Annotated in this window: 31 protein-coding genes and 1 pseudogene; 20 read left to right on the top strand and 12 right to left on the bottom strand. The window is 58.2% G+C overall.

Going from position 1 to position 26,058, the window contains the following annotated elements; genetic code table 11:
- Nucleotides 1-5: 5 nt before the first annotated feature.
- Nucleotides 6-1,721, top strand: coding sequence for a thiamine pyrophosphate-requiring protein (locus tag GTF44_RS19645; protein ID WP_171562725.1), 1,716 nt, complete (start codon nt 6-8; stop codon nt 1,719-1,721).
- Between the two features lie 392 nt (nt 1,722-2,113).
- On the opposite strand, the gene GTF44_RS19640 is transcribed toward GTF44_RS19645, so the two are convergent.
- On the bottom strand, nt 2,114-2,401 hold the full coding sequence (locus tag GTF44_RS19640) for a hypothetical protein (protein WP_171562724.1): 288 nt from the start codon (nt 2,399-2,401) through the stop codon (nt 2,114-2,116).
- 226 nt (nt 2,402-2,627) lie between these two features.
- On the opposite strand from GTF44_RS19640, the gene GTF44_RS21995 reads away from it, so the two are divergent.
- Together GTF44_RS21995 and GTF44_RS19630 are read left to right on the top strand one after the other, a co-directional pair.
- The gene (locus GTF44_RS21995; protein ID WP_216369058.1) at nt 2,628-2,993 is read left to right on the top strand and encodes a DUF6635 family protein; all 366 of its coding nucleotides are present in this window, start codon (nt 2,628-2,630) and stop codon (nt 2,991-2,993) included.
- A gap of 504 nt (nt 2,994-3,497) precedes the next feature.
- Nucleotides 3,498-3,982: pseudogene (locus GTF44_RS19630) on the top strand (CHC2 zinc finger domain-containing protein).
- A gap of 87 nt (nt 3,983-4,069) precedes the next feature.
- Here the strand turns inward: GTF44_RS19630 and GTF44_RS19625 are convergent.
- Nucleotides 4,070-4,342 carry an HU family DNA-binding protein gene (locus GTF44_RS19625; RefSeq protein WP_171562723.1) on the bottom strand — a complete coding sequence of 91 codons (273 nt, stop codon included), beginning with the start codon at nt 4,340-4,342 and terminating at the stop codon, nt 4,070-4,072.
- Between the two features lie 695 nt (nt 4,343-5,037).
- Between GTF44_RS19625 and GTF44_RS19620 the strand changes: the two genes are divergently transcribed.
- From GTF44_RS19620 to GTF44_RS19570, 11 genes are all read left to right on the top strand, one after another.
- Complete coding sequence (locus GTF44_RS19620) at nt 5,038-5,253, top strand: hypothetical protein (RefSeq protein ID WP_170436154.1); 216 nt, start codon at nt 5,038-5,040, stop codon at nt 5,251-5,253.
- A gap of 141 nt (nt 5,254-5,394) precedes the next feature.
- The gene (locus tag GTF44_RS19615; RefSeq protein ID WP_171562721.1) at nt 5,395-5,814 is read left to right on the top strand and encodes a DUF2493 domain-containing protein; all 420 of its coding nucleotides are present in this window, start codon (nt 5,395-5,397) and stop codon (nt 5,812-5,814) included.
- Between the two features lie 64 nt (nt 5,815-5,878).
- Nucleotides 5,879-6,031: a hypothetical protein gene (locus tag GTF44_RS19610; protein ID WP_171562719.1), complete on the top strand. Its 153-nt coding sequence runs from the start codon at nt 5,879-5,881 to the stop codon at nt 6,029-6,031.
- Entirely contained in the window at nt 6,031-6,228 is a 198-nt protein-coding gene (locus GTF44_RS19605; protein WP_171562717.1) for a hypothetical protein, read from the top strand. Before GTF44_RS19610 ends, GTF44_RS19605 begins: the two co-directional genes overlap by 1 nt.
- A 522-nt stretch (nt 6,229-6,750) precedes the next feature.
- The gene (locus GTF44_RS19600; protein WP_171562715.1) at nt 6,751-7,029 is read left to right on the top strand and encodes a BrnT family toxin; all 279 of its coding nucleotides are present in this window, start codon (nt 6,751-6,753) and stop codon (nt 7,027-7,029) included.
- Nucleotides 7,022-7,285 carry a BrnA antitoxin family protein gene (locus GTF44_RS19595; RefSeq protein WP_171562713.1) on the top strand — a complete coding sequence of 88 codons (264 nt, stop codon included), beginning with the start codon at nt 7,022-7,024 and terminating at the stop codon, nt 7,283-7,285. Before GTF44_RS19600 ends, GTF44_RS19595 begins: the two co-directional genes overlap by 8 nt.
- Before the next feature lie 381 nt (nt 7,286-7,666).
- The gene (locus GTF44_RS19590; RefSeq protein WP_171562711.1) at nt 7,667-7,957 is read left to right on the top strand and encodes a DUF3892 domain-containing protein; all 291 of its coding nucleotides are present in this window, start codon (nt 7,667-7,669) and stop codon (nt 7,955-7,957) included.
- A 54-nt stretch (nt 7,958-8,011) separates the two neighbouring features.
- The gene (locus GTF44_RS19585; protein WP_171562709.1) at nt 8,012-8,209 is read left to right on the top strand and encodes a hypothetical protein; all 198 of its coding nucleotides are present in this window, start codon (nt 8,012-8,014) and stop codon (nt 8,207-8,209) included.
- A 993-nt stretch (nt 8,210-9,202) separates the two neighbouring features.
- The gene (locus tag GTF44_RS19580; protein WP_171562707.1) at nt 9,203-10,150 is read left to right on the top strand and encodes a YcaO-like family protein; all 948 of its coding nucleotides are present in this window, start codon (nt 9,203-9,205) and stop codon (nt 10,148-10,150) included.
- Nucleotides 10,140-11,540 carry a hypothetical protein gene (locus GTF44_RS19575; RefSeq protein WP_171562704.1) on the top strand — a complete coding sequence of 467 codons (1,401 nt, stop codon included), beginning with the start codon at nt 10,140-10,142 and terminating at the stop codon, nt 11,538-11,540. Before GTF44_RS19580 ends, GTF44_RS19575 begins: the two co-directional genes overlap by 11 nt.
- Complete coding sequence (locus GTF44_RS19570; RefSeq protein ID WP_171562702.1) at nt 11,540-12,259, top strand: hypothetical protein; 720 nt, start codon at nt 11,540-11,542, stop codon at nt 12,257-12,259. The genes GTF44_RS19575 and GTF44_RS19570 overlap by 1 nt, the downstream gene beginning before the upstream one ends.
- Here GTF44_RS19570 and GTF44_RS19565 read toward each other — a convergent pair.
- Nucleotides 12,194-14,152, bottom strand: coding sequence for a BTAD domain-containing putative transcriptional regulator (locus GTF44_RS19565; RefSeq protein WP_171562700.1), 1,959 nt, complete (start codon nt 14,150-14,152; stop codon nt 12,194-12,196). The genes GTF44_RS19570 and GTF44_RS19565 overlap by 66 nt on opposite strands.
- Nucleotides 14,153-14,315: 163 nt before the next feature.
- Between GTF44_RS19565 and GTF44_RS19560 the strand changes: the two genes are divergently transcribed.
- The 4 genes from GTF44_RS19560 to GTF44_RS19545 are packed head-to-tail and all read left to right on the top strand — an operon-like array spanning nt 14,316 to nt 16,369.
- Nucleotides 14,316-14,600, top strand: coding sequence for a hypothetical protein (locus GTF44_RS19560; RefSeq protein WP_171562698.1), 285 nt, complete (start codon nt 14,316-14,318; stop codon nt 14,598-14,600).
- Entirely contained in the window at nt 14,593-15,711 is a 1,119-nt protein-coding gene (locus GTF44_RS19555; protein ID WP_171562696.1) for a hypothetical protein, read from the top strand. Before GTF44_RS19560 ends, GTF44_RS19555 begins: the two co-directional genes overlap by 8 nt.
- 25 nt (nt 15,712-15,736) lie before the next feature.
- Nucleotides 15,737-16,063, top strand: coding sequence for a hypothetical protein (locus tag GTF44_RS19550; RefSeq protein ID WP_171562694.1), 327 nt, complete (start codon nt 15,737-15,739; stop codon nt 16,061-16,063).
- 39 nt (nt 16,064-16,102) lie between these two features.
- Nucleotides 16,103-16,369 carry a hypothetical protein gene (locus GTF44_RS19545; RefSeq protein WP_171562691.1) on the top strand — a complete coding sequence of 89 codons (267 nt, stop codon included), beginning with the start codon at nt 16,103-16,105 and terminating at the stop codon, nt 16,367-16,369.
- A gap of 46 nt (nt 16,370-16,415) precedes the next feature.
- Here GTF44_RS19545 and GTF44_RS19540 read toward each other — a convergent pair whose 3' ends face one another.
- The 6 genes from GTF44_RS19540 to GTF44_RS19515 form a co-directional block, all read right to left on the bottom strand.
- Complete coding sequence (locus GTF44_RS19540) at nt 16,416-17,924, bottom strand: ATP-dependent endonuclease (protein ID WP_171562689.1); 1,509 nt, start codon at nt 17,922-17,924, stop codon at nt 16,416-16,418.
- 121 nt (nt 17,925-18,045) lie between these two features.
- Complete coding sequence (locus GTF44_RS19535) at nt 18,046-18,528, bottom strand: RES family NAD+ phosphorylase (RefSeq protein ID WP_171562687.1); 483 nt, start codon at nt 18,526-18,528, stop codon at nt 18,046-18,048.
- Between the two features lie 79 nt (nt 18,529-18,607).
- Nucleotides 18,608-18,964 carry an antitoxin Xre/MbcA/ParS toxin-binding domain-containing protein gene (locus GTF44_RS19530; protein ID WP_171562685.1) on the bottom strand — a complete coding sequence of 119 codons (357 nt, stop codon included), beginning with the start codon at nt 18,962-18,964 and terminating at the stop codon, nt 18,608-18,610.
- Complete coding sequence (locus GTF44_RS19525; protein ID WP_171562683.1) at nt 18,961-20,280, bottom strand: hypothetical protein; 1,320 nt, start codon at nt 20,278-20,280, stop codon at nt 18,961-18,963. Before GTF44_RS19525 ends, GTF44_RS19530 begins: the two co-directional genes overlap by 4 nt.
- A gap of 228 nt (nt 20,281-20,508) precedes the next feature.
- Nucleotides 20,509-21,504, bottom strand: a complete 996-nt coding sequence (locus GTF44_RS19520; protein ID WP_171562681.1) for an HNH endonuclease signature motif containing protein — start codon at nt 21,502-21,504, stop codon at nt 20,509-20,511.
- A gap of 267 nt (nt 21,505-21,771) precedes the next feature.
- Nucleotides 21,772-22,209 carry a thermonuclease family protein gene (locus tag GTF44_RS19515; RefSeq protein ID WP_367383427.1) on the bottom strand — a complete coding sequence of 146 codons (438 nt, stop codon included), beginning with the start codon at nt 22,207-22,209 and terminating at the stop codon, nt 21,772-21,774.
- A 197-nt stretch (nt 22,210-22,406) separates the two neighbouring features.
- Here GTF44_RS19515 and GTF44_RS22630 point away from each other — a divergent pair, with 197 nt between their 5' ends.
- On the top strand, nt 22,407-22,985 hold the full coding sequence (locus GTF44_RS22630) for an excalibur calcium-binding domain-containing protein (RefSeq protein ID WP_171562735.1): 579 nt from the start codon (nt 22,407-22,409) through the stop codon (nt 22,983-22,985).
- Nucleotides 22,986-23,048: 63 nt separating this feature from the next.
- Here GTF44_RS22630 and GTF44_RS22625 read toward each other — a convergent pair whose 3' ends face one another.
- Nucleotides 23,049-23,651, bottom strand: coding sequence for an SH3 domain-containing protein (locus GTF44_RS22625; protein ID WP_171569624.1), 603 nt, complete (start codon nt 23,649-23,651; stop codon nt 23,049-23,051).
- Between the two features lie 729 nt (nt 23,652-24,380).
- On the bottom strand, nt 24,381-24,695 hold the full coding sequence (locus GTF44_RS19500; RefSeq protein WP_171562674.1) for an H-NS family nucleoid-associated regulatory protein: 315 nt from the start codon (nt 24,693-24,695) through the stop codon (nt 24,381-24,383).
- A 390-nt stretch (nt 24,696-25,085) separates the two neighbouring features.
- On the opposite strand from GTF44_RS19500, the gene GTF44_RS19495 reads away from it, so the two are divergent.
- On the top strand, nt 25,086-25,295 hold the full coding sequence (locus GTF44_RS19495) for a hypothetical protein (RefSeq protein WP_171562672.1): 210 nt from the start codon (nt 25,086-25,088) through the stop codon (nt 25,293-25,295).
- Nucleotides 25,296-25,609: 314 nt separating this feature from the next.
- Here GTF44_RS19495 and GTF44_RS22620 read toward each other — a convergent pair whose 3' ends face one another.
- Entirely contained in the window at nt 25,610-25,957 is a 348-nt protein-coding gene (locus GTF44_RS22620) for a transposase (RefSeq protein ID WP_171562669.1), read from the bottom strand.
- Nucleotides 25,958-26,058 lie beyond the last annotated feature (101 nt).

The raw sequence follows: 26,058 nt of genomic DNA, 5'->3' as shown, positions 1-26,058 counted from the left end.
ATGTCATGAAGGAACAAAGCTCAGTCACCGCCGGCGGCGCGCTCTTCGGAAAGCTGAAGGCGCTGGGGGTCGAGTATGTCTTCGCCAATTCGGGAACGGACTTTCCACCGATCATCGAAGGGCTGATCGAAGCGCGCGACAAGGGGATCGACCTGCCGCAGGCGATCACCGTGCCCCACGAACATGTCGCGGTCGGTATGGCGCACGGCTTCTATCAGATCTCGGGTCGCGCGCAGGCGGTGATGCTGCATACGAACGTGGGGCTGTCGAACGGCGCCACAGGTGTAATCAACGCGGCCTGCGACCAGATCCCGATGTTCGTGATGTCAGGCCGGACACCGGTCGCCGAGGGTGGAAGGTTTGGGGCCCGAACGGTGCCCATTGGATGGGGCCAGGAAATGTACGACCAGACCGCCTTGGTGCGTGAGGCGTGCAAATGGGACTACGAGCTTCGGTTTCCCGATCAGGTCTCGGATGTTCTTGATCGGGGTTGGTCGATTGCGAACTCCACGCCGAAGGGGCCGGTATACCTGAGTCTTCCCAGAGAAGTGCTCTGTGACCCCTGTCCGGCAGACGGATTGGAAGAGGCGTCTAAGCTGCAAGCGGCGCGAACCGCTCCAGCGCGCGAAGATCTGGCCCAAGCGGCGGAGTTGCTGGCCACTGCAGAACGTCCCCTGATCATCGCCCAGCGCGGTGTCGGGACAAAAGCCGCGTTTGACGCGCTGGCGAGCTTCGTCGAAGCCCGCGCCATACCGGTCTCGCACTACTGGGCGAACCAAATCTCAATTCCGATGTCGAGCGACATGCATATCGGTTGGTTCCCCGACGATTTCTTGTTGGCGGCCGATGTTGTGCTCGTGATTGACGCGCTTGCGCCCTGGTGGCCGGATCGCGCCTCCCCCGCCCCGGATGCCAAGATCATCCACCTGGGCCCGGATCCCCTGTTTGCGCGGTCCTCGCCGATGCGCTCCTTCCGCTCGGACGTGACGTTAAGCGGCGATACAGCGCAATCGCTTCTGGAGCTCATTTCGGCGGTGGAAGACGGGCCGTTGGACCCGGCCACGACTGAGGCCCGCCGAAAGCGGATTGTGTCTGCGTCAGACGCGGAACGTCAGCGCGTTGCTGACGAGGCCAAAGCGGGCTGCCGCTCACCAATGACCAAGGCGTGGGTGTCCCATTGTCTTGGTGAGGCGGTCCGAGGGCAAAAGGCAACGGTGATCCACGAACTCGGATGTCCCCTGCCGCCGCTGCAGTTGGACGACTTCCAAAGCTATATCCAAGAGCCTCATTCCGGCGGATTGGGCTGGGGCTTGCCTGCCGCCATGGGCGCCCAACTCGCCGATCCGGATCGGTTGGTTTTTGCCACGATGGGGGATGGCAGCTACATGTTCGCAAATCCAACGGCATGCCATCAGCTCTGCGAAGCGCTCGACCTACCCGTTATCACCCTTGTTCTAAACAACGAGGAATGGGGGGCTGTTCGACGCTCGGTTTCCGGTCTCTACAAAGGCGGGCGCGCATCGAAGTCCAACGATGTCCCACTCACCTCGCTTGCGCCGATCCCAGATTTCACGAAAACCGGTGAAGCCAGTCGCGCCTACACCGAGACGGTGAGCAAGGGCGAAGAGCTGCCCTCTGCTATCGCCAGGGCGATTGACGTCGCGCGAGGAGAAAGGCGACAAGTTCTTCTGAACATTCGAATTGCGAAAGACGGTCACTAGGACTGTGGGGTCGCAACCACAACAGTATACCCCCGGCGCTAAAGCGAGTGGGCCTTCCTCACGAGACACGGCCTAGTCCGCTAAGTTCGCGATCCGTGAGTTTGCCCTTGCGTTGACGTCGCAGGCCAGCTCACGTTCAAATGCAACGCTCCCCCTCGCATCAACAATGCACAGCGCACATGATCGCAGCGACAAATCTAGCCCAGCAAAGTACTCCATCGTCATTCTCCCTTTTCCACAGATTTCCTGTGATCCTACCAGGAGCTCGACCTCAGTTCAGGGTCTGCCCAATTACGCATGCTCTGGGCCGTTCGCAACGGTCACGATAATGGAGCCGCCATATCGATCTCTGGCTAGGTGCTTGAGAGCTTCGATTATTAGGAAAGCGTCGACTACGCCTTGTTGTGATCGATCCAACGCGACATCAAACCGCGATCTTTGAAGCATTCGTCAGGAACCGACACATGGCGCCGCCGCGCCAATCGCTCAGCGAAGGCAACCTGCTTCGACGACGGTCGCGGATCAAGAACCGGTTTCAGTCCGGTATTCGTCGATATCCAGGCACTGATTTTTGCCCGGTCCGATTGGACGTCCCAAGGCAGCACGACGTTCTGGCGCGACGCAATCTGGCGTGCGTAGGCGATCTGCTTGGGCGTCGCGGGCAGCGTGATCGTAGCCATGCAGGCATCCTCCAAATGCTTGCTTCCAATTTAGAACATTACAGGAACAAATGCAACAATTAGATAAAGGGCCTGGTGATGATACTACATCTGGTATGCAGTCCATCGTCAAGTTCGGCTGCAACCCTTACGAGGGAGCGCCGACAGTAGCGAGCACCAATGAGACCTTCGCTTGTCCGGCTCACAGCGCAGTCGTACGTTGCACGCGCTTCTGGCGGGGGCAGTAGTGGGCCAACCGACCACAGACACCGAAGGCGATCTTGCCTTGATCGATGGATTCGTTAGGCGGCATTACCGGTTGTCCGACGCGCTGCGCCTGCATCGCCATGCCATCGGTTGGGACCTCCTGCGGGCGCCGGCCAACATCGCGCTGGCGCCGGTGCTTCTGCTTGCCCGTCTTGTCTCGATCCTGACGAATGTCCTGCGTCTCCGCCGGTTGTCGCGTTTCGCTGGCAACCTCCGGCCGCAGTTTCGCTCCGATGTCGGCGCCGCCCTCGAGGCGGACCGGGTCTTCCTCACTTTGTGTGGATCCGTGGCAGCATTCGTGCCTTCAGCAGCTCGGGACCCGCCCTGCCGTACATTGCACGCTTGAGGGTCTTGAGGCGGTTGATCTGGCCTTCGGCCTGTCCGTTGCTCCATGGCAGCTCGATGGCGTTGTTGACGACGCCTACCCAAAGGCAAAAGCGTCAACTTTTCAAGGTGCCAGGGTCGGCAGTACGTACGAGATAGGCAAGCACTTTCCGAAGTCCTGGTCGGATGCGAAAGTCGGCGAACTATCGGGCCAAGAGCGCACAAACTGGCAGGCGCAAGATCGGGCGGCATATGTCTTAAAAACCGAGCGCTCTGGCTCGTCTTCCCCTGATTTGGACAAAGCCGTAGACGCCATCAAAACTGCTCGACTCCGCATGAGCGCATCACAACGCGCAGCGTTTGACGCGTGGCTGCTGAACAAAATCCGCTGACAAGACGGAGGACAGCGCCATTCTACATTCAACGGGTTCGTAATCTCATCCTCCTCCTGAGAGACCGATCTCCGCATAGCGGTTGTTGCACCTCCTCCCGCGACAGTCGCAAAAGCACTAAAGCCTTGCCAGAAATGGCAGCACCTTATTGTGTTTCAGAAGCCAGATCACACGCCGAGTTGGACCGTGCATTAGAAGAGAAGAACGGGGAAACAGGTCTAGGGTGCTTTGCTCATTTCGGCTGTGTTGCAATGATGAATGGTTTACTACCACCAGAATTTCTGGACGAGCTTCGCGCGCGGCTATCCATTGGGCAGGTCATCGGGCGCAAAGTCACGTGGGATCAGCGTAAGTCCAACCAAGGGAAGGGTGATTTATGGGCGCCGTGCCCGTTTCACCAGGAAAAACCGCCAGCTTTCACGTCGATGATCGCAAAGGGTATTATTATTGTTTTGTCTGTCGCGCGACGGGAGATGTGATTTCGTTTGTGCGCGAAACCGAGAATGTTGGCTTCACGGAAGCGGTTCGGATCCTCGCGGATGAGGCGGGGATGACCATGCCCGCGCGCGATACTGGGGCGCAGAAGAAAGCGGCCATGCCCAGGAGGAGGTGGGCATGACCATCTTTATTATCTGCACGTTCGGTGCAGTTGGGCCAGGTTGCTACATATAGCAGTCGAAAACCTCAAACTCATTCAACGGCACGGCTAGGCTACATGATCGGCAAGGCCCTTGAGCACTTTTGTGGTCACTATGGTCTTGGCGTCGATAGCGATCGGTTCACCAGTCCTCGGGTTGCGGCCAGTACGGGCGGCGCGCAGCTTGGTGCCCAGCTTGACGATGTCTGGGATGGTCACCTCATCGCCCTCACCGAGGACCTTTGATGTGGTGTTCGCCAGCGAGTTGAGCACCGCATCAACGGTTGCATTTGTCTCGCCAGTGTCGGCGGCGATTGCTTTGATCAGGTCAACTTTGTTCATGATATTCTCTCTTCTCAAGTTAGGCCGTATGGGCCGGTGGGTTGGTTCGGCCAGAGGCGTCATCGGCTCAGCTTAAGCATTCGTCAGCATAACATGCAACGAACCACTGGGTTGATATCATGGAGGGGGACGCGCCTTGGCCCCTTCCTTATTTTCATAGTTGCTGCGCTACCTTGAAAATATAGTCAGGCCCCCCTGCGCCGGGCGGGTCCCCATGCGCGCAAGCGCGAACTGATTGTATCAGACTGCTTGTCCGCGACACGTGCTGGTGGCGACTTGGTTTTGCTCGGATGTACGAAGTGCCATCACGACCCAAACACGCTGGCGTATCAATAACGCTGTCCGGCTCACAGTCGGATATCAATCACACGTCCCACAACGGCCGGGCGACCCGTTTACGCACCGGACCTGAGGCTTTCTACGCGACCAATCCTCAGGTCACTTCGCTCCGCAGGCAGTTTTCGGTCCCGTCGGAACGGTAACAGGAACACCAATATCGGCGTTCACGTCATGAACGCCCTCCTTGCTTCTCAACGATGTGTCTAGGCAGGTGCGGTCGCGATGTTCCCTTAGCTAAAGCCTCGGCAAGCAGAAATACGGTTTCCACTGCAAGCAGCGGACCCTCCGCATTTCAGCCTGCATCACGCCCTGACGCCCCTGCCTCTATTAGCCCCATCGAAACAAGGAGATCGATCATGACTAACCGCTTCAATATCACTGTACCCGTCACCTACACATCCAACGGGGCCGAAAAGACATCCTACCGCCGGGTCGGTGTCGCCTTCCTCAACGATCGCGCAGATGGTTCAGGACAAGTCCTCAACATCAAACTCGACTTCCCCGTCGCCGTTGATGAACTCGTAGGCTTTGAACCAAAGGCTGGTGATCAGGATGACAGCGTCACAGAATAAGCCCCTCGCGGGCCTTGGGGCGGCGCTACCGCCCCTTCCAGCTTCCTCAAGCCGCCCAAGTGCTACGAAATCGAGACCGGGCAAGCCTATACGCCCGTCACCGGCAGCCGCACCACAAAAGACGCGCAGGCAACCGGTGCAGTGTTCGAAGCGAAAGAGCTTCTGAACCGACACGACCGCGAACAGGCCGAGCGCAACAAGGTCGAGGGACCGAAGATTGCCATCACCGGCGATGCTGACGCCAAAGACTGCCGCGAAATCTACCGCATTCTGGACCAGACATTTGCCAAGTATCCCGACATGGTTCTCTGCCACAAAGGTCATGGCAAGGGTGTGGAACGCATTGCGGCCACATGGGCCCGCAACAACAAGGTTCGCCAGATCCTCTTTCGGCCAAACTGGCAGGGCCACGGTAAAGCCGCTCCATTCAAAGCCAACGATGCGATCATTGCGGCCAAGCCGATTGGCGCCCTGATCTTCGGTGGCAATGGCGTTGCGATAAACCTTGGTCAAAAGGCCGAAGCGAACGGCATCAAGGTCGGCGAGTTCACCGCCGAGTGAGCAAAACAATGGACGGTCCTGCAAAGGACCGTCCACAAACCTCTTTCAAGGAAAGGAAACGAAAATGGCTGAAATCGGAATTCAAAAACCGAATGACCCCACCTATTGGCAGGCAGTAAAGCACAACGCCGCATACCGCAAGGCAATGGCAGAGGTCCGGCACGGCTTCGCAGTCACAGATTGCGGCCTGATCGACGAGGCATGGGTTGCGGTCTGATGGACTTGGTTCGCGGCGCGGCCGATGCTGCCGGATTTCTGAACGATCCCGTGCGTTACCAGTCATTCCGTGAAGACTGTGCCGCGTTCATGCAACTGCCTGAAATCGCAACCGAGGATCACAAGGCGCTTTCTCAGGCCGCCTTTGACGCCATAGATGCCACCGCGCGGGCGCTCTACGGCAATAAGGGGGCGTGAGCGTTGCACGGAAAATCGAGCATCGTTGCCTGAGCTGTGGCAGCACAGAAGTTGTCTATGACGCATGTGCTGAGTGAGACGTCCGGTAGGCCCCATGAGCGGGCCTGCCACTTTTGCTGTCTATGCTCACAATCAAATGCTCATTTTCCGGCACCGTATCGAAGGTTCAGTGGAGGTCCTTGCTTGAGGCAAGGATCACATCGATGGTTCAGACAGACCTGCCTCCACTGACGCTCTGGCAAATCTGACGATTTGAGTGTTGCTGCGTCGCCATGAAAGGCGGCTGCGCTTGTTTTCCGATCATCGGGTGGTCGGCGATTTCTCTTGGCAGATTCACGCTGATTCCCAACCGTGCAAGCGCGGTCCTCCTCTGCGTTCCGGCCCCACCGGACGCCCGCATGATCCAGTCGGCCATTTGGCGCACAGAAATGGTGGCCTCAAATAAAAGGCGTTACTTTAAATATTGACACTCCGAATAAAAGGCGTTACTTTAAATATGGGAGCAAAGGGATCAACAAGCCGATGAGTTATGAATGGGACAGCGCCAAGAATGCCATCAACGCAGAAAAGCATGGCCTGTCCTTTGATGCGATGGACCGCTTTGACTGGACCTTTGCCCTGTGTGTGGACACCCAAGTCGTTGATCATGAACAGCGCGAACTGTGGATCGGTCCGATTGACTTGACGTTGGCGGCAGTCGTGACGGTTGAGCGTAGCGAGAACACAATTCGCATCGTGTCCTTGCGTCCGGCGACCAACACCGAAATCAAAATCTGGAGAAAGGAATTTCACAATGGCTAAAGCACCGAATATCGCCGACAACACCCCCGAGCAGGACGCTGAAATCCGCGCCCGCATCACGAAAGACCCTGACACATGGGAAGCAGCACCTGACGCGACACCCCGGCGGCGTGGTCGCCCTACAGGATCAAACAAGTCTCAAGTCACTGTCAAGCTGGACAATGATGTTCTGAATGCCCTGCGCTCGCCAGACCCCAAGGGTTGGCAAACACGACTAAACCAACATTTGCGGGATCAGCTCGGGTTGGACCAGTAGGCGGCCATTTTGCGGTACAATAAAACGAACTAACGACATGGTAGACGCAATAGCGCATCAGGAGATATGCGATCATTGTGATGGGTGGGGCGTAGTTGGAGATGGTTTGTCCAAGTGCCTTCACTGCGATGGGACCGGTGATGGGTTGCCCCCGTCTTCTCGCCGTCAGGATGCGCCCGGGGGCGGCTGGATAGCGCGTGTTGATAAGTCGTGCAAAAAACGCAGCGGACCATGCTGTCTGAAAGACCTACGAGGTCAAGCGAACCGAATAGTGGGCATGGCGATAAGCGAAGCATCCGTTTTGGTGCATCTTTTGCCGAGCAGACATCGTCGTCGTGAATGGCGGGGCGATCAAGCGGCCTAGAAGAAGGAGACAAAGGCATGCCTCAGGATCATCAGGTTACCTGCATCATTCCGGACGGCGCCGATGCCGACCGCCGGATCGACAGCATCGGTGGGGCTAAGGGCGCGGCGAATACCGGGGGAGCCTGGTGCATTAAACTCGACGTGGCCATCAAGGGCATCGAGGACGGGAGATGGCGATTCTGGACCACGGCCAATGGCAAGTCGGTTTGGGTAATCGTCGCAAGTCGCAACGGGAAGAAGTACTTGAAAACCGAAGCAGACGGCGATGAACCGAACAACCTGCTGAGCCTGCCACGGTGCAGCTGACACTCAGTCGTTTTCTCACGCATCACGTCCATGTTTTCCCTTGGGTGTGCGCAGTTGCTGGAGTTTGATAAATTAGAGTTACCGACGATTCCGAAAATAGGGTCGCGTCCAATCTCTGGTCAGCGGATCACTGAGCCGGAAATGATTGGTGACACCGGCAAAAGTACCAAGTTCTTCCGCATAGGCTTGCAGGGTCTGGTGTCCCGCGCCGCGTTCATCGCCTCAGGTGCAGCTGGTGGCAGCAAGATCTAGGTGATGCCTGATGAACTCCTGTGGTCTGGTTCAGCCAGTTCAGAACGGAAGGGCCGCTGTGCCTAAATCGCCCTTTTGAGCGGTAACGATAATGGGACCCACAATCGTTCCTCGCCGCTTACAAACACCCAAGCCATGCGTTGTCAGACGAGCGCGCCAACCAGCCAAAGCTTCGTGACATTCTCTGTCGACGGGCGTCGCTTGTCCGCCACTTTGGGCTCTCTGTATGTGCTCCGCTGATCGGAAAAGGGCTTGATACCGCACCAGCTGGCGACGGATGGAACCATGCTCCAATGATGGATCGGAGTGATGCCGGCATTCAGGTTGAACGCGCAAGTAACCTTTGGAAGAGAACCATCCAATGCTTGGCGTGCAAACGATGCAGCATCGACAAAGTAAGGATGCAGTCCAAGTTCTTCGAGCGCAGCGCCATAGGAAGAGATAACGGCACTGCGCCACTGGTCATACCAGACTTGCGTGAATTTTCCCGACGGAGAAAACCCGTAAACTACCGCCGCGGATCGATCTCGAAATGAAGCGATGCATTCGCGAAATTGACCCTTCGAGAGGCCATGACTCGGTACCATAATTCTCGGTTATCGTTACCCGAGCGTATTCGTTCCTTGGAACGATGCTCAACGTCCGCTTCCCGGAAGCTGCGCTGCGGCATGGTTCTCTCCAACGAATGTCAGCTCTGGGCCGTCAATACTGAACCTCACTGTCGAGCATGTTTGGCGCGAGCGGGTAAGTGACAACTAGTAGTATCTTTGATCAATCCCAGGAAAAGCTCGCTCTGAGCTCCTGTCGACCGTATTCTTGGCTGCTCGGTTGCTTGGCTACAAAACCTGTCTATTCGTAGACTGAACAATTTGCCGTCAGCAAAGAAACGAAGCCGCAAATAGTGAAATCACATCAAGATCACAGGTTTCCCCGAAAACACTGCGAAACGGGTATGGTCCAGTGCGTACTCAAGGATTGATTTGGGCCGGAGACATGACACCAGAAAAAGATGAATGGAACGACGCTGAGCGCGACGGCGAACTCATGCAGGCATGGTTCGAACACCATTGGATTAGCTCGATGTACGCTCCGAGGGCTGCGATATTGCAGGCCCGTCTCGCGAATGGCGCAATTGCTTCCGGACTCGGGTGCGACAGGCTGATGGCACTGAGCCGCTGCCTTGGCGAAACAGCGGAGTTTCGGGCCGTCGCTGCGGCCACGAACGCCCCCGGCCTGGTGCGCAGTAGCAGCGAGTTTGACGGTGTTGCGGCTGACCCCGAGCCGGAACGTGCCAAGCGGCGTGCGCTTTGGGAGGCCCATGAACGAATCGCCATTTGCCATTGGTGGCAAGGGGACATCCCGGCCCGCACGCTGCCCGACACCTGGGTTTCGGAGACCGGTTTGGCGCTCACGCTGCGGCGGCTGCGCCAGGGGGCCTATTTGCTTCGGCGCTCGGCGTTCTGGCGGCTCGACTACGATGCGGACATCGCAGTTGTGATCTGCAAATCCGAAACCCGGCAGGGACAGGAGCCGATCCTGGGGTTCGGGGCCGCCACCTCGGTTGCCGACGCGGCGCGCCATGCCTGCCGTGAAATGCTGCTGATGGAAGTGAATTTGCAAGGGCTCGTCGGATCGCGCGCCGGAATCACCGATCTGGATGTGCGGCCCGTGGAACGAGTGATCGAGGCGTACCAGACGCACTGTCCGAGATTGCTCGACCCGAGTGACCCGCGGGAGCCGGACGAACCGGAGGCCGCTATGCCTGATCACCTCGGATCGGAACCGTCGGTGAACTTTGACGATCTGTCAATCGGAGACGGCCGCGCCGTGTGGGCCTGTCGCCTGCCGGATGCGGTCTACCGCAGCCGTGACCGCGGCCTGGCCGGACCCTTCATGACGCGCCCGGCGGGATCACAGGAGGAGGAAGAGGATGACGGATGACACCGAAGATACGACGACGGGACTCGACTGGAAGGGCATTCTAAACCCCAAGTGGGACGAGGACAGGATGTTGGGGGTCCAGGAACGCCCCAACTATGGGTTGAACCTCGCGTTCGAGGCGCCGCGCGATCCGCCGCCCTGGTATGTCGCGACACGCGCGTGGCGCGATTTTTGCATGGCAGAAAAGCAGCAAATTCCGGTGGGCTATACCTATTTCGGCCAGTTGATCGCCCATGACATCGGTAACAGCGTGCCGCTTGATCACGTTCCTCATTCCGGGCGCGACAAGCTCAGACCGTTGAACGGTGTGCCGGCCGTGCAATCCGCGCAACGCTACAACCTCATCGAAAACCCGCTTGTGCTGGAAACCCTCTACGGCGCAGGGCCGGCGATGCTGCCGCATCTTTTTGACCCCGACACGTTCCGGTTTCGGATCACCCCGAGAAGGATCCTGTCGGAGACCCTGGGCAAAGGGGATGCAAGTGTCCGGGCGCTTTACGACCCGCGCAATCGCGACACCACGATGCTGCACCGGTTGGCGGTCATCTGGATGAAGTTCCACAATCTTGTTGCAGAGGAGTATAGCGCGCTGATGGGCGGCGGGACTGCGGTATCCGCCCAGTCGCCCGGCGCGGTCTATGCAGGCGCGCGCGCGCATGTTGTGAATGTCTGGCATCACCTGATCCGCTCGGATTTTCTACCGCGCTTCGTCGATCCGGGTGTAGTCGAGATCGCCCGGACGCAGACTCTAGACCTAGAGGAAACCACACTGCTGCACGGGGTGTTTCGGACCTTTCACGCCCTGCCGCGCTCGTCTTACGATTTCGGCACCGAAACCCAGTCTCTGAGCAATCTTCTGCTGAAAGGGCTGCGCGACAAAGAGCGGAAAACCGGTGGGTGGGCGCTCGATTGGGCGAAGTTCTTCGACGATGGCGCAGGGGGAAGCAAAACCGGGATCTCGGCCAGCATGTCGCCAGACCTTCTGATTGATCACCAACATGTTCTCGACCTTGATCTCGGGACGGCGACCGATACCGGTCCGCTGCGCCTCTACCGCGAGGAAATCCAGACGGCGGTCGCGAAATTGCCGCCCGCCGCGCAGCAGCAGGTGGACCCGAAAACGATGGCGCGTAACGCGGAGGCGAAACTTGAGGTCGTTGTCACGCCTGAAAGCATCGCTAACGGTCCCTTGTTCTTTGCGCTGATGCTCGAGGCGCAGCTTTACGGGCAGGGGGGACGTTTCGGTCCGTTAGGCAGCCTCCTTTTTCAGAACATGATGGAGACGCGTCTTCGCAAGGTGGTCAACGCGCCCTCCCCGTCGGAGGCGCTGAGCCGTCCGAACAGTATGATGGAATTGATCACGCTCATAAGGGAAAAGGAGTACCCGTGATGTTGGACCGCTATCTCATTGTCGGCCGTCAGGCCGAAAACGGCCGGGTCAAATACCTGCATGATGACGGCTCGATCGACGAGACCCCGGAAAAAGAGGGCGTGACCGGCACGCCGCTGACGGTGGAACTGATAGGGGAGGTGCTTGTGGAGCTGTCGCAAACCGGCCCGCTGCATCCGGCGGACCCACTGTATAGGGACGCGGTCAGAAAGATCCACGGAGCGTTGATGGTGGTGCCCGAGGACGGGCATGATCCCAATGACCCGGAACTCGACCGCATTCTGGAGGCCACGGAGGTGCGGCTCGACTGGGATACGCGGGTCAAGGTGACCGGCGATACGGACCGAAACACGCGGACCCTTGTCGTGCCGGTCGCCGAGACGCTTGCCTGGCGGCAGGACCTGCTGTCGCAGGATCCAAAAGGACCGGGCTTTGAGCCGCCCCTCACCTATGAGTTGGATTTGATCCTGATGCGGGCGCATTTCAGCAAACTCATCTCAGGTGCCATAGGGGAGATGACCGGTGAAGATGGTCAGCCGCTAACCGATGCCCTGAAAGAGCGGCTGATCGTGCAGTTTGACGACCTAATCGGCAGTTTCGAGACCTATGAGCAGCAGGCCGACAACCCGGCGAGACAGAGGGGGGTAGACGTCCTAAGGGATCCGGTCACGGCCTTCCACCGCGCCGTCGGCATCTACATCACCAATATGTGCAACTGAGGCGCCGGGCTCGGCCGCTTCAGGCAGAAGCTGTGAGAGCGTGCCGCGCAAGTCGACGCGTACGGTTTCGTGGCGCAGCGGGAAACAGGTGACAAACCAATCGAGCACCCGGTGCGGCGTGGCAGGATCCCGGCCGCACCACCGCGCGGCCATCTTCTCGCAATAGCCTTCAAAACAGGCCCGGGCCTCGTCCAGATGTCCGAGCTTTGCCAGCGCCGCGCTCTGCCATCCGCCAGCGGTCGACATCAATTCTGCCCCTTCCGCGCTTTGCGAAGCGGCCGTCTGAAACTCGCCGATCAGGTAGTTCGAGGCGGCGAGATAGACGATGTGAAAAGGCTGCATCGCGGGCAGCAGCCGGGTGACCACATCAATCTGGTCCCGCGTGCGGTCAGGATTGTCACAAAAGGCAAAGCCAAGTGCTGCGGAGGCCAGGCTGTGCGGATTCTGCGGATTGAGCGTCAGGGACTGATCGAAATGAAACTCCGCCAGATCGAACGCCCCGCTGTGGCAGTAACACCAGGCCAAGACCCGGTGCGCGCGGGTGTCCAGCTGATCGAGTGAGATCGCCTTGAGCGCGTGGGACAGTGCGGTGGCCTTGATCTCTTCGCTGAGGCGCAGGCCGGGCCAGACCACGTGGCGCACGTTGTAGATGCCGGCCAGTTCGGCATGGGCGGGCGCGAAATCCGGTGCCTCGGCCGTGATGGTGCGCAAGGTTGCGATGGCGCGTTCTTCCTCGGCTTTGTCCCAGGTGCCGATCTGCGCCAAGGCGCCAAGCCAGCGGTCGTAGAGGTCGGAGGCGAGGTCCTGACGATGCCGGTCTGCGGCGACAAGTTTAAGCGCATTCGCTATCTCAACGGTCAGCCCGCGGACCTTGTCGAGCCAGCCCACATGCGGATCTTCGATCTCGATCAGCCGGGCCGGTGCCGCCTCGTCAGGAGCCCGGAGGGCCACCGCCAATCGGTAGGTGGTGCCCGACGGCTGCAGTGTCAGCGCGATCGTGAGAGCCTCGCCACTGCCTTCCTCGGCGTCCTCCTCGGCGACCTGCCATTCGCGGAAACTCTGCAGGCGGTTGCGCAAGTCGGACAGGAGCACGGTCTGCAGGCTGTCCAGACCCGGTGCCTGCGTGTGCGACGGGTCACTGACGGCCACGACACGCAACCGGATCTTGCGCGCCGCCGCCGGGATCGCGGCCTGCGCGCCGCCATCGGGGTTCAGCTTGATCGCGGCAAGGATTTCGACGGTAGCCGCTTCCGGTTCCGCGTCGAAGGCTTCGTCGAGGCTGCGGTAGAGGCGGTTATAGGTTTCGATGGCGCGCGTCGGGGCGCCATTGGCCCAATGGTGGCGCATCAGACAACGCACGGCTGCCTCCGCATGGGGTTCAAGCGTGATCGCTAGCTCCGCCGCCCGCGCGGCCGTTTCGGTCTGCGGCGTCGCGAAATGCCCGGCCAGTGCGGCCTGGGCGGCGGCAATCAGCTGCGTCCGGGTCACCTCGACCCAACTGTCAAATGCATCCGAGAGGCCGAGCAGCAGATCCATATGCTGCAGATAGCCCCGCAACACATCGGCCATCGCCTCCAACGTCTCGGCATCGGCCAGCCCACCGGCGATCTCGGTTTCGAGGGCCCAACCCTCCGGCACGGCAAGCTGGATCGTCCCGCTGCCGGTCTCAACCTCAGCCTCCGGGATCGCGGACAGGGCGCCGCGCACATGTCGGACGGTCTGACGGAAGGAGGCATTGGCCTTCTGCATGTCCGGCTGCCGCCAGAGAATATCGACGATCAGTTCTGTTCGGTGGGTCCAATTGGGCGGCTGCAACAGGAAGAATAGAAGCGCCCGGGCCTTTCGCAGCCGCATTTCCGAGGCGGATTGAAGGAATTGCAACGAAAGGTTCATCGCTAAACCCTGCCGTAGGGTCACCTTTTTGGCAACGGTGCCTTGTGCATCAGGGCCTTGTGGCAGGGCTGGTGTGGCATTTGGCGGAAATCACACCGAATTCACATCCACCGATCAGGCTCGGGTCACGCAATGAGGACATTCGACTGCGGGGACCCCGGCAATGAAAACCAGAGACATCAAAATCATTCGCGACCGGCTTTTTGCCCGCCTGCATGAGGTAAGCGGCAAGCGGGTCTCCTACCATCACCGCGTTTCGACCCATATCGGTAAAGGGCGCCAGACGCTGATTGGCTTTCTCGACGAGATCAACAGCTCCGAAGGGTTTAAGGAAGACGGCCTGACGCTGGTGCCCGGTGAGGTGCCGTGGAAACCCAATGTGGAGGTCCTTCTGGGGGCGATCTACGACGATTACCTGTCGCGTGGCTGGAGGCTGGTCTATGCGTAATCGGTCTCTCCCTCGCGCAGCCGGGACGCTCTGGGCCGCCTGCCTCGCCGTCACCGCAACGGCCCTGCCCGGCCAGGCCGATGTCTCCGCCCGGATTGCGGCGCTGGACGTTGATGGCGACGGCCTCATCGAACGCGGCGCCGAAGCCCGGGCGCTCCAGGCGCTTGTTCCGAGCCTGCGGGGTCAGGAGCTGTCGCGCGCCATCCAGTTTCTCGACTCCGACGAGCCCAGTATCGAGCTGGACGTGTTCGATGTGCAGGACGTCTATGATCAACTGGCCGCGAATTGCGGCACCTCAAGCGCGGTGCAATTGGCTGAATCGCTCAATGTCTCGCTTCTCAACAGCAATCTGGCGCAGCCGTCCGACCTCGGTGCCCTGTTCAGCGTGACCGACAACCGGGCCACAGGCGTCACCTCCTGGCAGGTCGCGGGCACATTGTTCTGGGTGCCGGGAACCGCACAGCGTTGTTTCTATGTCGGCTCGCCCGACCCGCTGCCGGACGGTGCGCTGTCGGGCTATGTCATTGCCCCTTACTTGTCGTTCCGCGGGACCGGGTCGAACGACCGGGCCACTGTCAGCGACCTGCGGTTCGGCGTGGAGATCGAACTGCAGTTCTACGGGGGCCTTATCAACCTGCAGGAGCTTTCGATTTCGCCCTACTACCGGACCGATTTCGACGGTGACGCCGAGATCTACGGTCTGGATGCGATCTGGACGCCCTATCATTTCGACGCGCGGCTCAACGGGTACTTCGATGCACCGCAGCAGGGGGTGTTCGATTGGAACGCAAACCTGCGGCTAGAATACGCCCATGTGGTCGAGGCCGGCAATTCCGGTCTGGTCACCGGCACCGAATACGGATGGGTCGGCACCGAGTTGGGGGTTGGCTACACGTTTCGCGGGGAGCGGGCGCCGCGGATCAGCCTGGGTGTCGATGCCTTCTACGATCTGATCAACGACGAGGACGCGATCCTCTACGAGGCCGGGCTGGCGATCCCGCTGTCCGATAGCGGCCGGACCTCGCTCGACATCCGCTACCGCAACGGAACCGACCGCCGCAGCTTGCAGGATGTCGATCAGATTTCCGTCAATTTGCGCCTCGCCTTCTGAAACCGCGCCGAAAAGGACCCTACCCATGTCGATCCCGCCCAAGATTCGCGGCTTTGCCGCCCGACTTGACCAACGCGATGCGGAGGGGCTGCGGCTGGTGGTCGAAGGCGCGGTGGAAACACCGAGCAGCAATGAGCAGCCTGTCCTCAGCCGGTCGCAGGAGCACAATCAGGCCGAACGTCTCCGGGCGCTCGATCTGACATTGCGCAACACCGGCATGATGGGATCGCAGGCCTTCATGTACCACGCGGCCTTCTACGAAGAACCGCTCGGCGACCCCTCCATCGAGATCGTCACGCTGTTGTGGCGCGGGCGGGTCATCAAGACGCTCACCGTCGCCAAACCCGCGTAACCGCGCCCCTGCGGTGCCTTTGTCAGGAAAGGACAAGCCATGTCGGACACTTTCACCAAGGTCCTGGGCTGCGCCAGCTATCGCGCACATTGGGTTCAGCGCAGCAATCTCGTCCGCCTCACGGCGACCGGGGTTCTGCCCTGCCTCAACTACATGGCGCAGCTTGAACAGCGGGCCGAACGTGTGATCCCGCCGAACTGGAACATGGTCTTCTATGTCGAGGATTACTGCCAGCGGGCCCTGCAGCCGTTTTCCGTCTCGGTCGTCATGACCAACAGCAGCGGCGCCGATGCGATCCTTGTCTAGGGCCAAGGTCCGGTAATGGGATGTACCGGCTGCTTCACCCAGCAGGTTACACGCCGAACGCTTCGCAGCGCGCACCGAATTCATCGTAGTCCTTGAACTCCCTGAGCTCATCAATCAGCTTTTTCTGCTCTTTGACCTTCTGCTGCTTGGAGATGTCTTTTACGAGGTTGAGCGAACGATTGAAGCCGAGTGGCTTCTTGTCCTTTATCGGGTCCCAGTCTGTGATGATGGAAAACGGGATTCCCAGCCCGCCAAGAAAGCGTGCGTCAGGCCTGAAATTAGTGCCCGACACCGAGCAAACTGTGATGCCCAGCTTGTCCAGCGGCTGCTTGAGTGTTTCAGCGAATGCTGGAACCAGAAATCGTTCGGCGTCGCCTTCGACCAGGATTACGCCTCTCGAAAACAACATCTCGGCCCGCGTGACATCGAGGTAGCGGGCGATGTCATCTACTTCCGCGTCACTGAGTTCGATGTCCTGCGTTGCATAACCGCACGTACCATCTTCTCCTTCGTCCTTCAGAAGCACGAGCGAACGCAAAGGTGCAACGCTCGCAATGTGGGGCGAGTGCGTCGTGAGCAATACCGAAAGAGGGCTGTCGTTCCCGCCCTCGAACACGTGGCGATAGACCGACCGCTGCAAATGTGGGTGAAGATGCGCTTCCGGTTCTTCGATAGCGAGAAGCGTATGATCCCGGTGGTTTTCTTCGATCAGTCGCCTTATTTCCAAAGTCTTCAAACTCAAAAACACCAGGTTGGCCGATCCAAGACTGGCATCGCTGATCCCGCGCCCACCTTCATCGATCAACAGGCGGACGGAACGATAGAGTCTTGTGGCGTCAGTTGGGGTAAATCCCAAGGTCGGCTTGATGTCCTGTTTCGGGCCGCTCATCTCTGCGAAAAGTTTGGCAATGCGATCTTCCAGTTCGCTGACCTCAGGAAACTCGGTGATCTTTTCGGTCGCCTCTTCAATCGCGTCGCTTATCTCTTCAAGGTCTTCTTTCTCGATCTCGCGGAAGGCCTCTTCGATCAAGGGACGAAGCGGGGAGCGCCGCCACGCCGACAGATCGCCTTCGGCATCTCTCAACGCGGGCAGCAGGTCCATCGTTAATCTGCGACGGATGCTATGACCAAAACGCTTGGCCTCGCTTTCACCCCCGTAACAGATGAATTCATAGTCATCGGCTGACGCAGGATCGTCCTCCAGGTCTGGAACCGGACGCAACTCATAGGTTAGCCGAACGTTGTTGGGATCGTCGTCGAGCCGAAAGTCGGTAAGAAGTGCCAGCACATCTTCGTCTTTGTCGAATTCCTTGATCTCGACGCTCACGACGATCTTGTCGTCCTTGGTACGATCTGCGAGCCCGTCCCAAAAATCAGAAAGGCCTAGCTGCCGCGCACTGTCCGGCATTGCCGGATCGAATATGAGCCGTAGAGCGAACAGCAGGTTGCTCTTCCCGACGCGGTTTTCGCCGACAACCACAACATTACTGCCGACGCTAACATCAAGTTTCGAGAAATTCCTGAAGTTCTCAATTCTTATTCGCGAAATCTGCATCTCTGCCTCAAAATATATTTCATAGCACGTGATTGATTCATGGATTCAATCGTCCACCAAGGCCAGCCAGCGAGTTGCCGAAAGTGCTTTGGATTGGCTGCAATCGCGCACGGCGAACAAATCATTCTGCGTGTCGCGCACGCCATTCCATCCAGTCAACGGGTTCCGAACTTACTTGCTTGATCGCTTCATCGATGTCCTCGATTTGATCGAGGAAGAGGATCACGTTGTGGCATCTCCAGCGCGCAGAAGGCGCGATGATGCCATGGAATCCCATGTATGCGGCTGCAGCTGCAATTGCTTGGGAACGGCCATAAAGCATCTCGCGATAGCGCTCAGTTTCTACCCCTAGCTTGGCAAGCGCATTCATGTCGGCGAAGTTGAGCGTCTCACCGACGTCGACTTGAAGTTCGAATAGATTGTGCTGCATTCGCGACGGAAACACCGGCTGTCCCAGGCTCAAATGGTGATGAATCTCAGCCAAAGCGCCGTCGGGTTCCTGTGCGCCATACAGCACAGATAGACTATTGGGATTCCAGCGCCCTGCACCACGGGACCCATCTAGAGGCGAGCGATCATCAACAGCGCGAACAACGCGCCACATCACCCCTTCGTAAGGTGTCCGGCCTATCTCCTCTAGGGCATCTAGAAGCCGATCGTCGTGCCTCCCCAGCCCAGCCACTTTATAGATAGACCCCAGAGTCTAGACGTTCGATGATTTCCAGAACCTCCGGAGTTCGACCCTCGACGATTAGATCGTAGGCCCGTCTTCCATCAAGTTGTGGATGCGGAGACTGAAGCCAAAGCCTGACCTCGTCGGGTTCGTAGAAGTCCGCTAATCGCTGTGCGACCCAACGGAGTTGAGCCATCGCAGTTTGTTTATCTATCTCGGGGCTGGCTTTGCCTTGACTCCACCTAGTGACAGTTGGCGGAGAGACGCTCAGAATGTTCGCAATGTCCCGACCTTTTAGCCCTCCGTAAATTTTTAAGTCGTCGACAAGGCGGCTGACAGCAGTCTCCTTCTGAGCGATCGCGGTCATGGTTGCCTCCCGCTCTTGCCTTCCGAACCTCCAGGTTTGCTTGGCGCTTGTCCAACGCGGAGAAGGGCTTCAGGAGCAAAACCTGGTTGGCCAGTACGTTCGTGCAACCCCTTGAGTTGGTCCTCAATCAACTCAAGGCGCTTGGCTGATCCTGCCAACGTTTTCTGCATCGCTTCACTCGCGTTCTTCAAGCGAGTGGAGCGTTGCGCATCCTGGCGACGTTGCTCCACGTACTTGCGGAACTCATCCGTACGAACTGACTCTGGGGTGTTCGAGAGCGCCGCGACAGCGCGCTCCTCTTGAACCAAGCGATGAGCCTCTGGGTTGGCAAGCATCTTCTCGATACTTCCGCAGCAGCTTGGGTCGCTGCATCCAAGAAACTGACGAGATGTTCTTGCATCATTGAACATTGCGCGCGCATCTTCAATTGGCAGCGTCCGATCAAGGCCAGGAATGTAGATCCTCTTGCCGCCTCCGCCTCCGCCACGTTTGTCGGTCTTGAGCCAAGATGTGGCATCGAATTTTTGTTTACTATCTATGCCTGAGGCATACCCACTCGTAGCACCAAATGCGCATGCTGCCATTGCTGCAAGGCCGCCAACCTGATCAGCCATTATGGGGCGCTCCAGGTCATGAAATGAGTGCACAGCTTCGATGTACCGCGCAATGCCTGTAGCCGTGGCATTGCCGCCGAAACCGCTGGCGCGGATCCACAAGTAGTCGCCCGGTGTATTGGAGAGACCTTCACGGACTAGTCGCCGAAATGCCGGGTTGCGAAGCTGAGCATAGGAAACGATAAGCGGGTAATCCACGGCAATGTGTGAGCCACCTTCACGATCCAAAGCTATGCGCAGCGCTTCCGCCGATCGCAGGTCGGCGGATAGCCAATCCACTTTTTCATCCGCGAGAAAATGCGTGGGTGCTTGAACGGCCGTGAAACCTTCTTTCACTGCAAAGCGCGCGATAGGTTCAATCACGCTCTTGTTTGTACCTGGCTTGACGTCATCCGCATCAAGCATCCGCCCATCAACCGCCCAAGGCGAATCCTTCATCGATCCGGAAAACCGGCCAGGCACACTTAGCTCTGCAACATTTGTGTCCAAGACTATCTCGGCGCCAGCATCTCGTAGGGTCTGAAGAAGGTGCGCATGCCGTGTCGCATGGGCTGCTTCAATCACAAATCGCTGCGCGGTCAGCTTGTTGGACCCGATGAGGTGTTCGGCCTGCAGGTGCTCTGAGAAACCTACACGTATGGCTTGAGCGATCCTCCGCGGCTGAGGCGGAGGGTTGAAGAGCTGCACGACGTTGTTGTCCATGAATGCCTCTGATTGCATATAGATTTCATAGATACGAGATCTGAAATCTATATGCAATAGTTTGTTGCAGCGTTGCTGCTTTCTCAGGTCACGTCGTTTTGCAGTCCGTCTGAATTGCCGTAGCGCTAGACTCGAGAGCAGAAGTCACCTTGCGGGATGATAACCCTTTCGGACGTCGCGGTACTTAGGCTGGGAAGAAGGCCATACGAAAAATGGGTGGCATGCCCTTCACGAATAGTCATCGATGCTCTCATTCAAGCTCTCGCCAGTCAGCTCGCAGTAAGTCCTTAACGCACCTTGAAGTGTGAAATATTGATGCTCGCTGCGGTGAACGAACAGCTCGCCACGGATCGTGATCATGGCAACAGCCCAGTCCTTGATTGCGTCAGCTTCCGCGGCGCGGGTGAAAACAACCAGCCCTTCTTCGACGAGCGCGCACTGAACGACTAAGCTCTGGTAGATGTCGTTTCGGGCGAAGACCTCGCCGAACCGGAGGTTCTGAGCGTATCGCTCCAATCCATCCTCTGACATCGCCTCCGGGCAACCCGGAAACTCGGTCGGGACCCTCCACTTCACTTGGATCGCCGATGGCGTCAGGCTTTCATACTCTTCAGGTTCCGGCTCGAAGTCAGCTCGCTCACGAGTGCCGTAAAGCCACTCGCCGATTGCACCGCCGCTCGGAACCGATCCGCTCTTCGCCCATGCTTCGAAGCGGGACTTGGTTCTGGCACCCTCTTCCTTGGTCACGGTCCGCATCCATGAGACGTCGGGAAAGGTTGTCTCGGTTATGGGCTTGGACGGATCTTGGAGAAACGCTTCTATCGACCCATAAGCCAGCTCAATGCGACGGGCGGTGGTTTCGTTCAGGAGTGCGTTTTCCAGCCTAGTGAGCCAGCGCAGGTTCTCGGGCCTGTTATTCGCCCGATTGGTGTCGATGTGGTCGACGACGTGCTGATCAGTAGGTGGTGGGCCGTTGAAGGCAGAGCAGACAATACGATGGATAGGCACACCGGCCAAAAGCCGGTAGCCGGTCGTGCGGTTCTGGCGTCCGAAGGTCCATGTCTTGTCGAGGGATCGGGCGCGCTTCCGGAACTCGTTCAATCGATAGACCGCGCCGTTGTCGCGAACGCGGTACCGCTCGCCGCGATACTCGACCTCGACTTCGGTTTCGTAGATTTCCAACAGGTGATCATGCTCGCCTACAGGCGCTTTCGGGAATGGCATCTTGCTCTCCAGTGCAAGGGTGTCTCGGCCTTTCCCGGATTGGTCCGGTGCCGGTTCTTGTCGGCAGACGTGAAATCGTGCGTCTGGCGCTGCCTTATGCTCTGGACGCACCGAGAGACTGTCGAGTTTGTGAGGTTGGAGTCAAGTAAGACCAGGTACACTCGCACCCGCGCAACGCTCGCTATGCCAAACGAATTTTAATGTCTGCTTTGCGGGCTGCAACCGCAGCATCCAAGCACGGCATTGGGAGTCCGGTAAGGGCCGTGATCAATGGCACCAAAATTCTCCGCCGTCTGGCCACGACCGCGCCAATCCTTCTGCAATCAGAATGTCGCCGACATCACGACCGTTGACCGTAATTGTCGCCAGCCCGCGGCCGTAGCGGTCTAGCTGTCCTGTCGTCCATAGTTGCCATTCATTCGAATTGAGCAACTCTAGCAATCGTGCGGATGCCCGATGCGCTAAAGCCACTTCTGTATGGCCTCCGCAGATGTTGGTGTACGGTTCGGGTGTATCGAAGCCATCAAGCCGGTAGTTCACTCCGTTTAGCCAGATTGTGTCGCCATCGACGATACAGGTGTGACGCGACCCGTTCTGCGGGCACATGTCGATGGCAAAAAGGGGCGATGTGAGTGCTAGCGTCACGATGACGATCGCGAGGACAAATGGGCTGTGGGTGTCCCAGTCTTTGGTGATTTTGGGCACGCGCCAGCTTCCTCCATGTGTCACGTCAATCTTCCCCGAACACTCGCGCAAAAGCCATTCAGTGCGCTTAATCGTCATTTATGTGTAGGCGATCACCTGCAGAGATCCAGGGTGCCGATCACTAACGCCTTTGGGGCTACTTCTTGTCGCCCAAATCTGTTGAAGTAACCTCAACCATCTTCATTGGCGACCTTCAAATGATCAAATTGGCCGTTTGCATCACGACTATCGCCGTCGTCTCGGCTTGCGCTATTAATCCCTCGGCGCTGCCTCAGGACCAGCGATCCGCACGAGTGCAAAACGCTACCACATCGGATCTCTGCGCGTCCTATTCTCGTGGCACCTCCGACGCGTTGGGCAATCAGATGATCGAAGCGGAACTCGTCGTACGTGGAATCACACAGTGTTGGTCGCGTCCCCTAGGCCAAGCAACGGCCCGGGCCTTTGGCCAGGCCATTTATGATCGATCCGGTGCCGTAGCGACAACTGGAGTTGATTACGACTGTTCGGATTTCGCTTCGGCCGCTTCTGCTCAGCGTTTCTTTCTGGCATCGGGTGGCCCATTCTCAGATCAGCACGACCTAGACCGGGACGGCGACGGATTGGCTTGCGAATGGGGAACGGAGATCCGGCAAATTGCCAATTCTCGACCTGCCGTTAGGATCTCAACACCGACGCGCCCGCGACAAAGCTCTCTTGGACGTTGTTACACTGGCCCTCGGGGTGGAACCTATACAATCACCGCGAGCGGGAATCGCAATTACGACGGTTGTTGAGGTCCGCGTTCAAATCCTAGGGTTGCCGAAGTCAGTTCATCGACCCGGCAGCGCAAGATCCTTTCAGCGTTGCCTTGCGAAGTAGGATTGCAACCTACCGTCACTGACGTCGCTGTCATAACAAATCGGACTGTATCCACCGGGTCGGGACCATGCACTTCGGCCCCCGCACCTCCTGCCGGCACGATCAACATTATATGGGCACGGGCAAGAACCAGGGTAACTCGCAATGCTTTGGCGAATGATCGCCGCTCGTGCTTCCCGTATTTCTCTGTCGGTGGGCGCTGCGACCTGTCTCGTTGGAGGGGATGCGGGCGTGTTTGAAACAGCAGGTTGTTCGAGGGATAGGTAGTCAGAAAACACCCAACCCCGTCCGAATGACGAAACCACTTCAGCCCAAGAGCCATCAGTTCTTTGTAGTCGAACGCGGGCTCCGCGATCGAGGTGGCCCAAAATCGAGTCGGATGTGCTAGGCCCACTTCGGATGCGGACGCGGTTCCCGGTAACAAACACATAGGTCGAGGTGTCTGTCGTCGGCGATGGCGAGCGTTGTGTAGTTTCGTTCGCCGGTTGGGATGATGTTCGATCTTGATCGAGCGGATCGTCAGAACCACTCCAGACGATCCACAACAGGACTATGGCCCCTATCCACCATCCCTTCCTCATAGCAAAATGGTACGCCCACAGAGGCTATCGATGCAATTCTCGGGCGTGGCCTCGAATCCCAGAGCTCGTTTGTCAGGGATAATTTGTCGCCAAGTTGGACCTCGCAGTGAGTCCCCGGCGTTCCGGATGACGGTCTTGAGCCGCAATGTGTCAACTCGATGAACCCATGAGGTCGCGCTTGCAGCGACGGCGGGTTCGACAGGCTGCGGCGCAGCATTCCAAGAACGTGTTGAAGGTCGGCTTTGGGCCGTTCGTCGCTGTGTTTCTGGGTCGATGGCACTGACTTCATGCCGAATGCCGCCCCAACAGCCGTTTGAACGGATGATCCTCAAGCCGTTGCCTGCTTGATCGCAGGCCTTGGAGGTCCCGCAGGGACGTGGTTCCGATGATGCCGTGGTCAGGACTGTTGCTGGCTTTTGCGAAGCACGCCTATGAGATGGGCACATCGGAATTACATCGAACCAGCATCTTGTTGGCAGCCGCCGCGCTGACCACGAACCGAAGCATGTACCCAAAGGATCTTACCCGTAGGCCGTAACAGAAAGCAGGGCGGGCAGCAAAATGCCAAAGGAGCCGCTATGGCGGATCAATCATTCTACGCAAAACAGCTTGACTGGGACGACCCCGTTACCGAAGGCTTGACACTAGGCGGCCACCTAGACTCCAAAAGTGAACATGCCACTGCTTTCGGTAAGCAGGGGGCGTGTTTGAATACTATGAGCAACCCCCTTAAATCGCAAAGTCGCCCAAAGACTTGCCAGCCGCCAGGCCTTCTTTGATCCAATTGGGTTGCCGACCGCGTCCGGACCACGTTATCGCCGGGTTTTCAGGGTGGCGATACTTTGCGGGGGCCGCTGTTTTGGTAGCCTTCTTGCCACCCACCAGATCAGAGAGTTTGTAGCCGTGTTTCTGGGCCACGGCTTCCAGCTCTGCGACGGCTTCAGCGCGCTTGCGCTCCTCATAATCCGCGATTGCTTTCGCGGTATCCCGTTGCAGTTGTCGCAACTCTTCGACCGTGAGTTGTTCCAGATTTAGCTTTGGCATTTTTGCTCGTCCTGTTTCCTGATAACTTGGTCTATCGCTCCGCTCGAGCCGTCGCAGTTCCATTCGCAGAGCCCGGTATGGGCACCAGTCCCGCAGGAATGTGTCAACGATGGGCCGGGCATCTGGTGCTTTATACCCGATGAAACGCCGGCGCCACCTAAATCATTTGACAGGCTGCAATCCAAGATAGCAGCCTGTTTCGGGATTAATTGAGTATGAGGGTACAATGAAAACGTCGAACGATGGCGCCGCTCTCGGTGTGTTGGCTTTGCGGAAATCGTGCTTTGGTGCGGAATTGGGCTGGGTGTGATTATCGCCTTGGTTGCCGGTGGCGCGGCTTCACGCGGGTTTGGATCATCCGGATTATTTGCGGCGTTGCCCGGAATCTCTATGGCGGTTTTCTGTTTCGTTGGTGTGTTGCTGGTGCAGATGGGCAAGGCGGCCTTGGACACGGCGGATTACAACTACCAGATGCTCCGCGTTGCCCGGCAGCAATTGGCTGTGTCGCACAAGGCCTTGTTGGTGGACCGGATCAGATTTTCTGAACTGCGAAACGCTTTGATCTGGAAAGATCCGGTTTCATTCATTTTGTCCTTCTGACTGGATTGAGGTGGTGGGGCTCCTGCTGCTGATCTCACGGCAAGCGCTCGTGATGGGCCATAGCCCACTCACCTCGACCCTGAAATCCGAGGAGCCGATTTGGTCTTCAGCGGTCTCTACCGTGTTTTGTTCTGACATCCGGCGGGGTTGATAAGAAGATAGCCGATTGGATATCGCTTGGCCTAGCGTCACAATGCCTGAGACGTGCTCCCTCAGGCTCGATCCGGTGGATCAGCAACGTACGGCTGCAGTTTCAGCAGTGCCGGATCGAGATCATCCATCACGATCTGAGCACCCCCGATGTGCGGGTTTTGTCACTCCACCTCACACGCCTTCCCGATAATGAGGAAGGACAGCTGCCGCACGTCTATGGTCTGGCCCTGGGCTTTAGGTGGTTCAGGCCTTCCTTGAGGATGAGCTTGTCCAGTTCGAGCTCTGCGACAATCTTCTTCAGCCGCGCGTTCTCTTTCTCGAGGCTTTTCAGTTCCGACAACTGGGCGCGACCCATCCCGCCAAACCCATTTTCGCCAGTTGTAGTAGGTTGCATCGCTAATCCCGACGCGCTGGCAAGCGGATGCCACGTCATCGCCCGCTGTCAGCTTAAGCTCGATCTCACGCAGCAGCTTCAGCACGTCTTCGTCTGAATGTCGCTTCCTCGCCATGCCCAATCCCCCTTTCGCGGCCAATGTAATGGCCCAGTTTTAGGGAAGCATGTATGAACTGCCTCCCCCTGCAAGTGGTTTTTGATGCACCTTTGACCCTG

The sequence above is a fragment of the Roseobacter sp. HKCCD6576-2 genome (assembly GCF_013179285.1).
Taxonomy (GTDB): domain Bacteria; phylum Pseudomonadota; class Alphaproteobacteria; order Rhodobacterales; family Rhodobacteraceae; genus Rhodophyticola; species Rhodophyticola oceani.
Note: the sequence above shows the minus strand (reverse complement) of the source record. Positions and strands in the feature narration are given on the sequence as shown.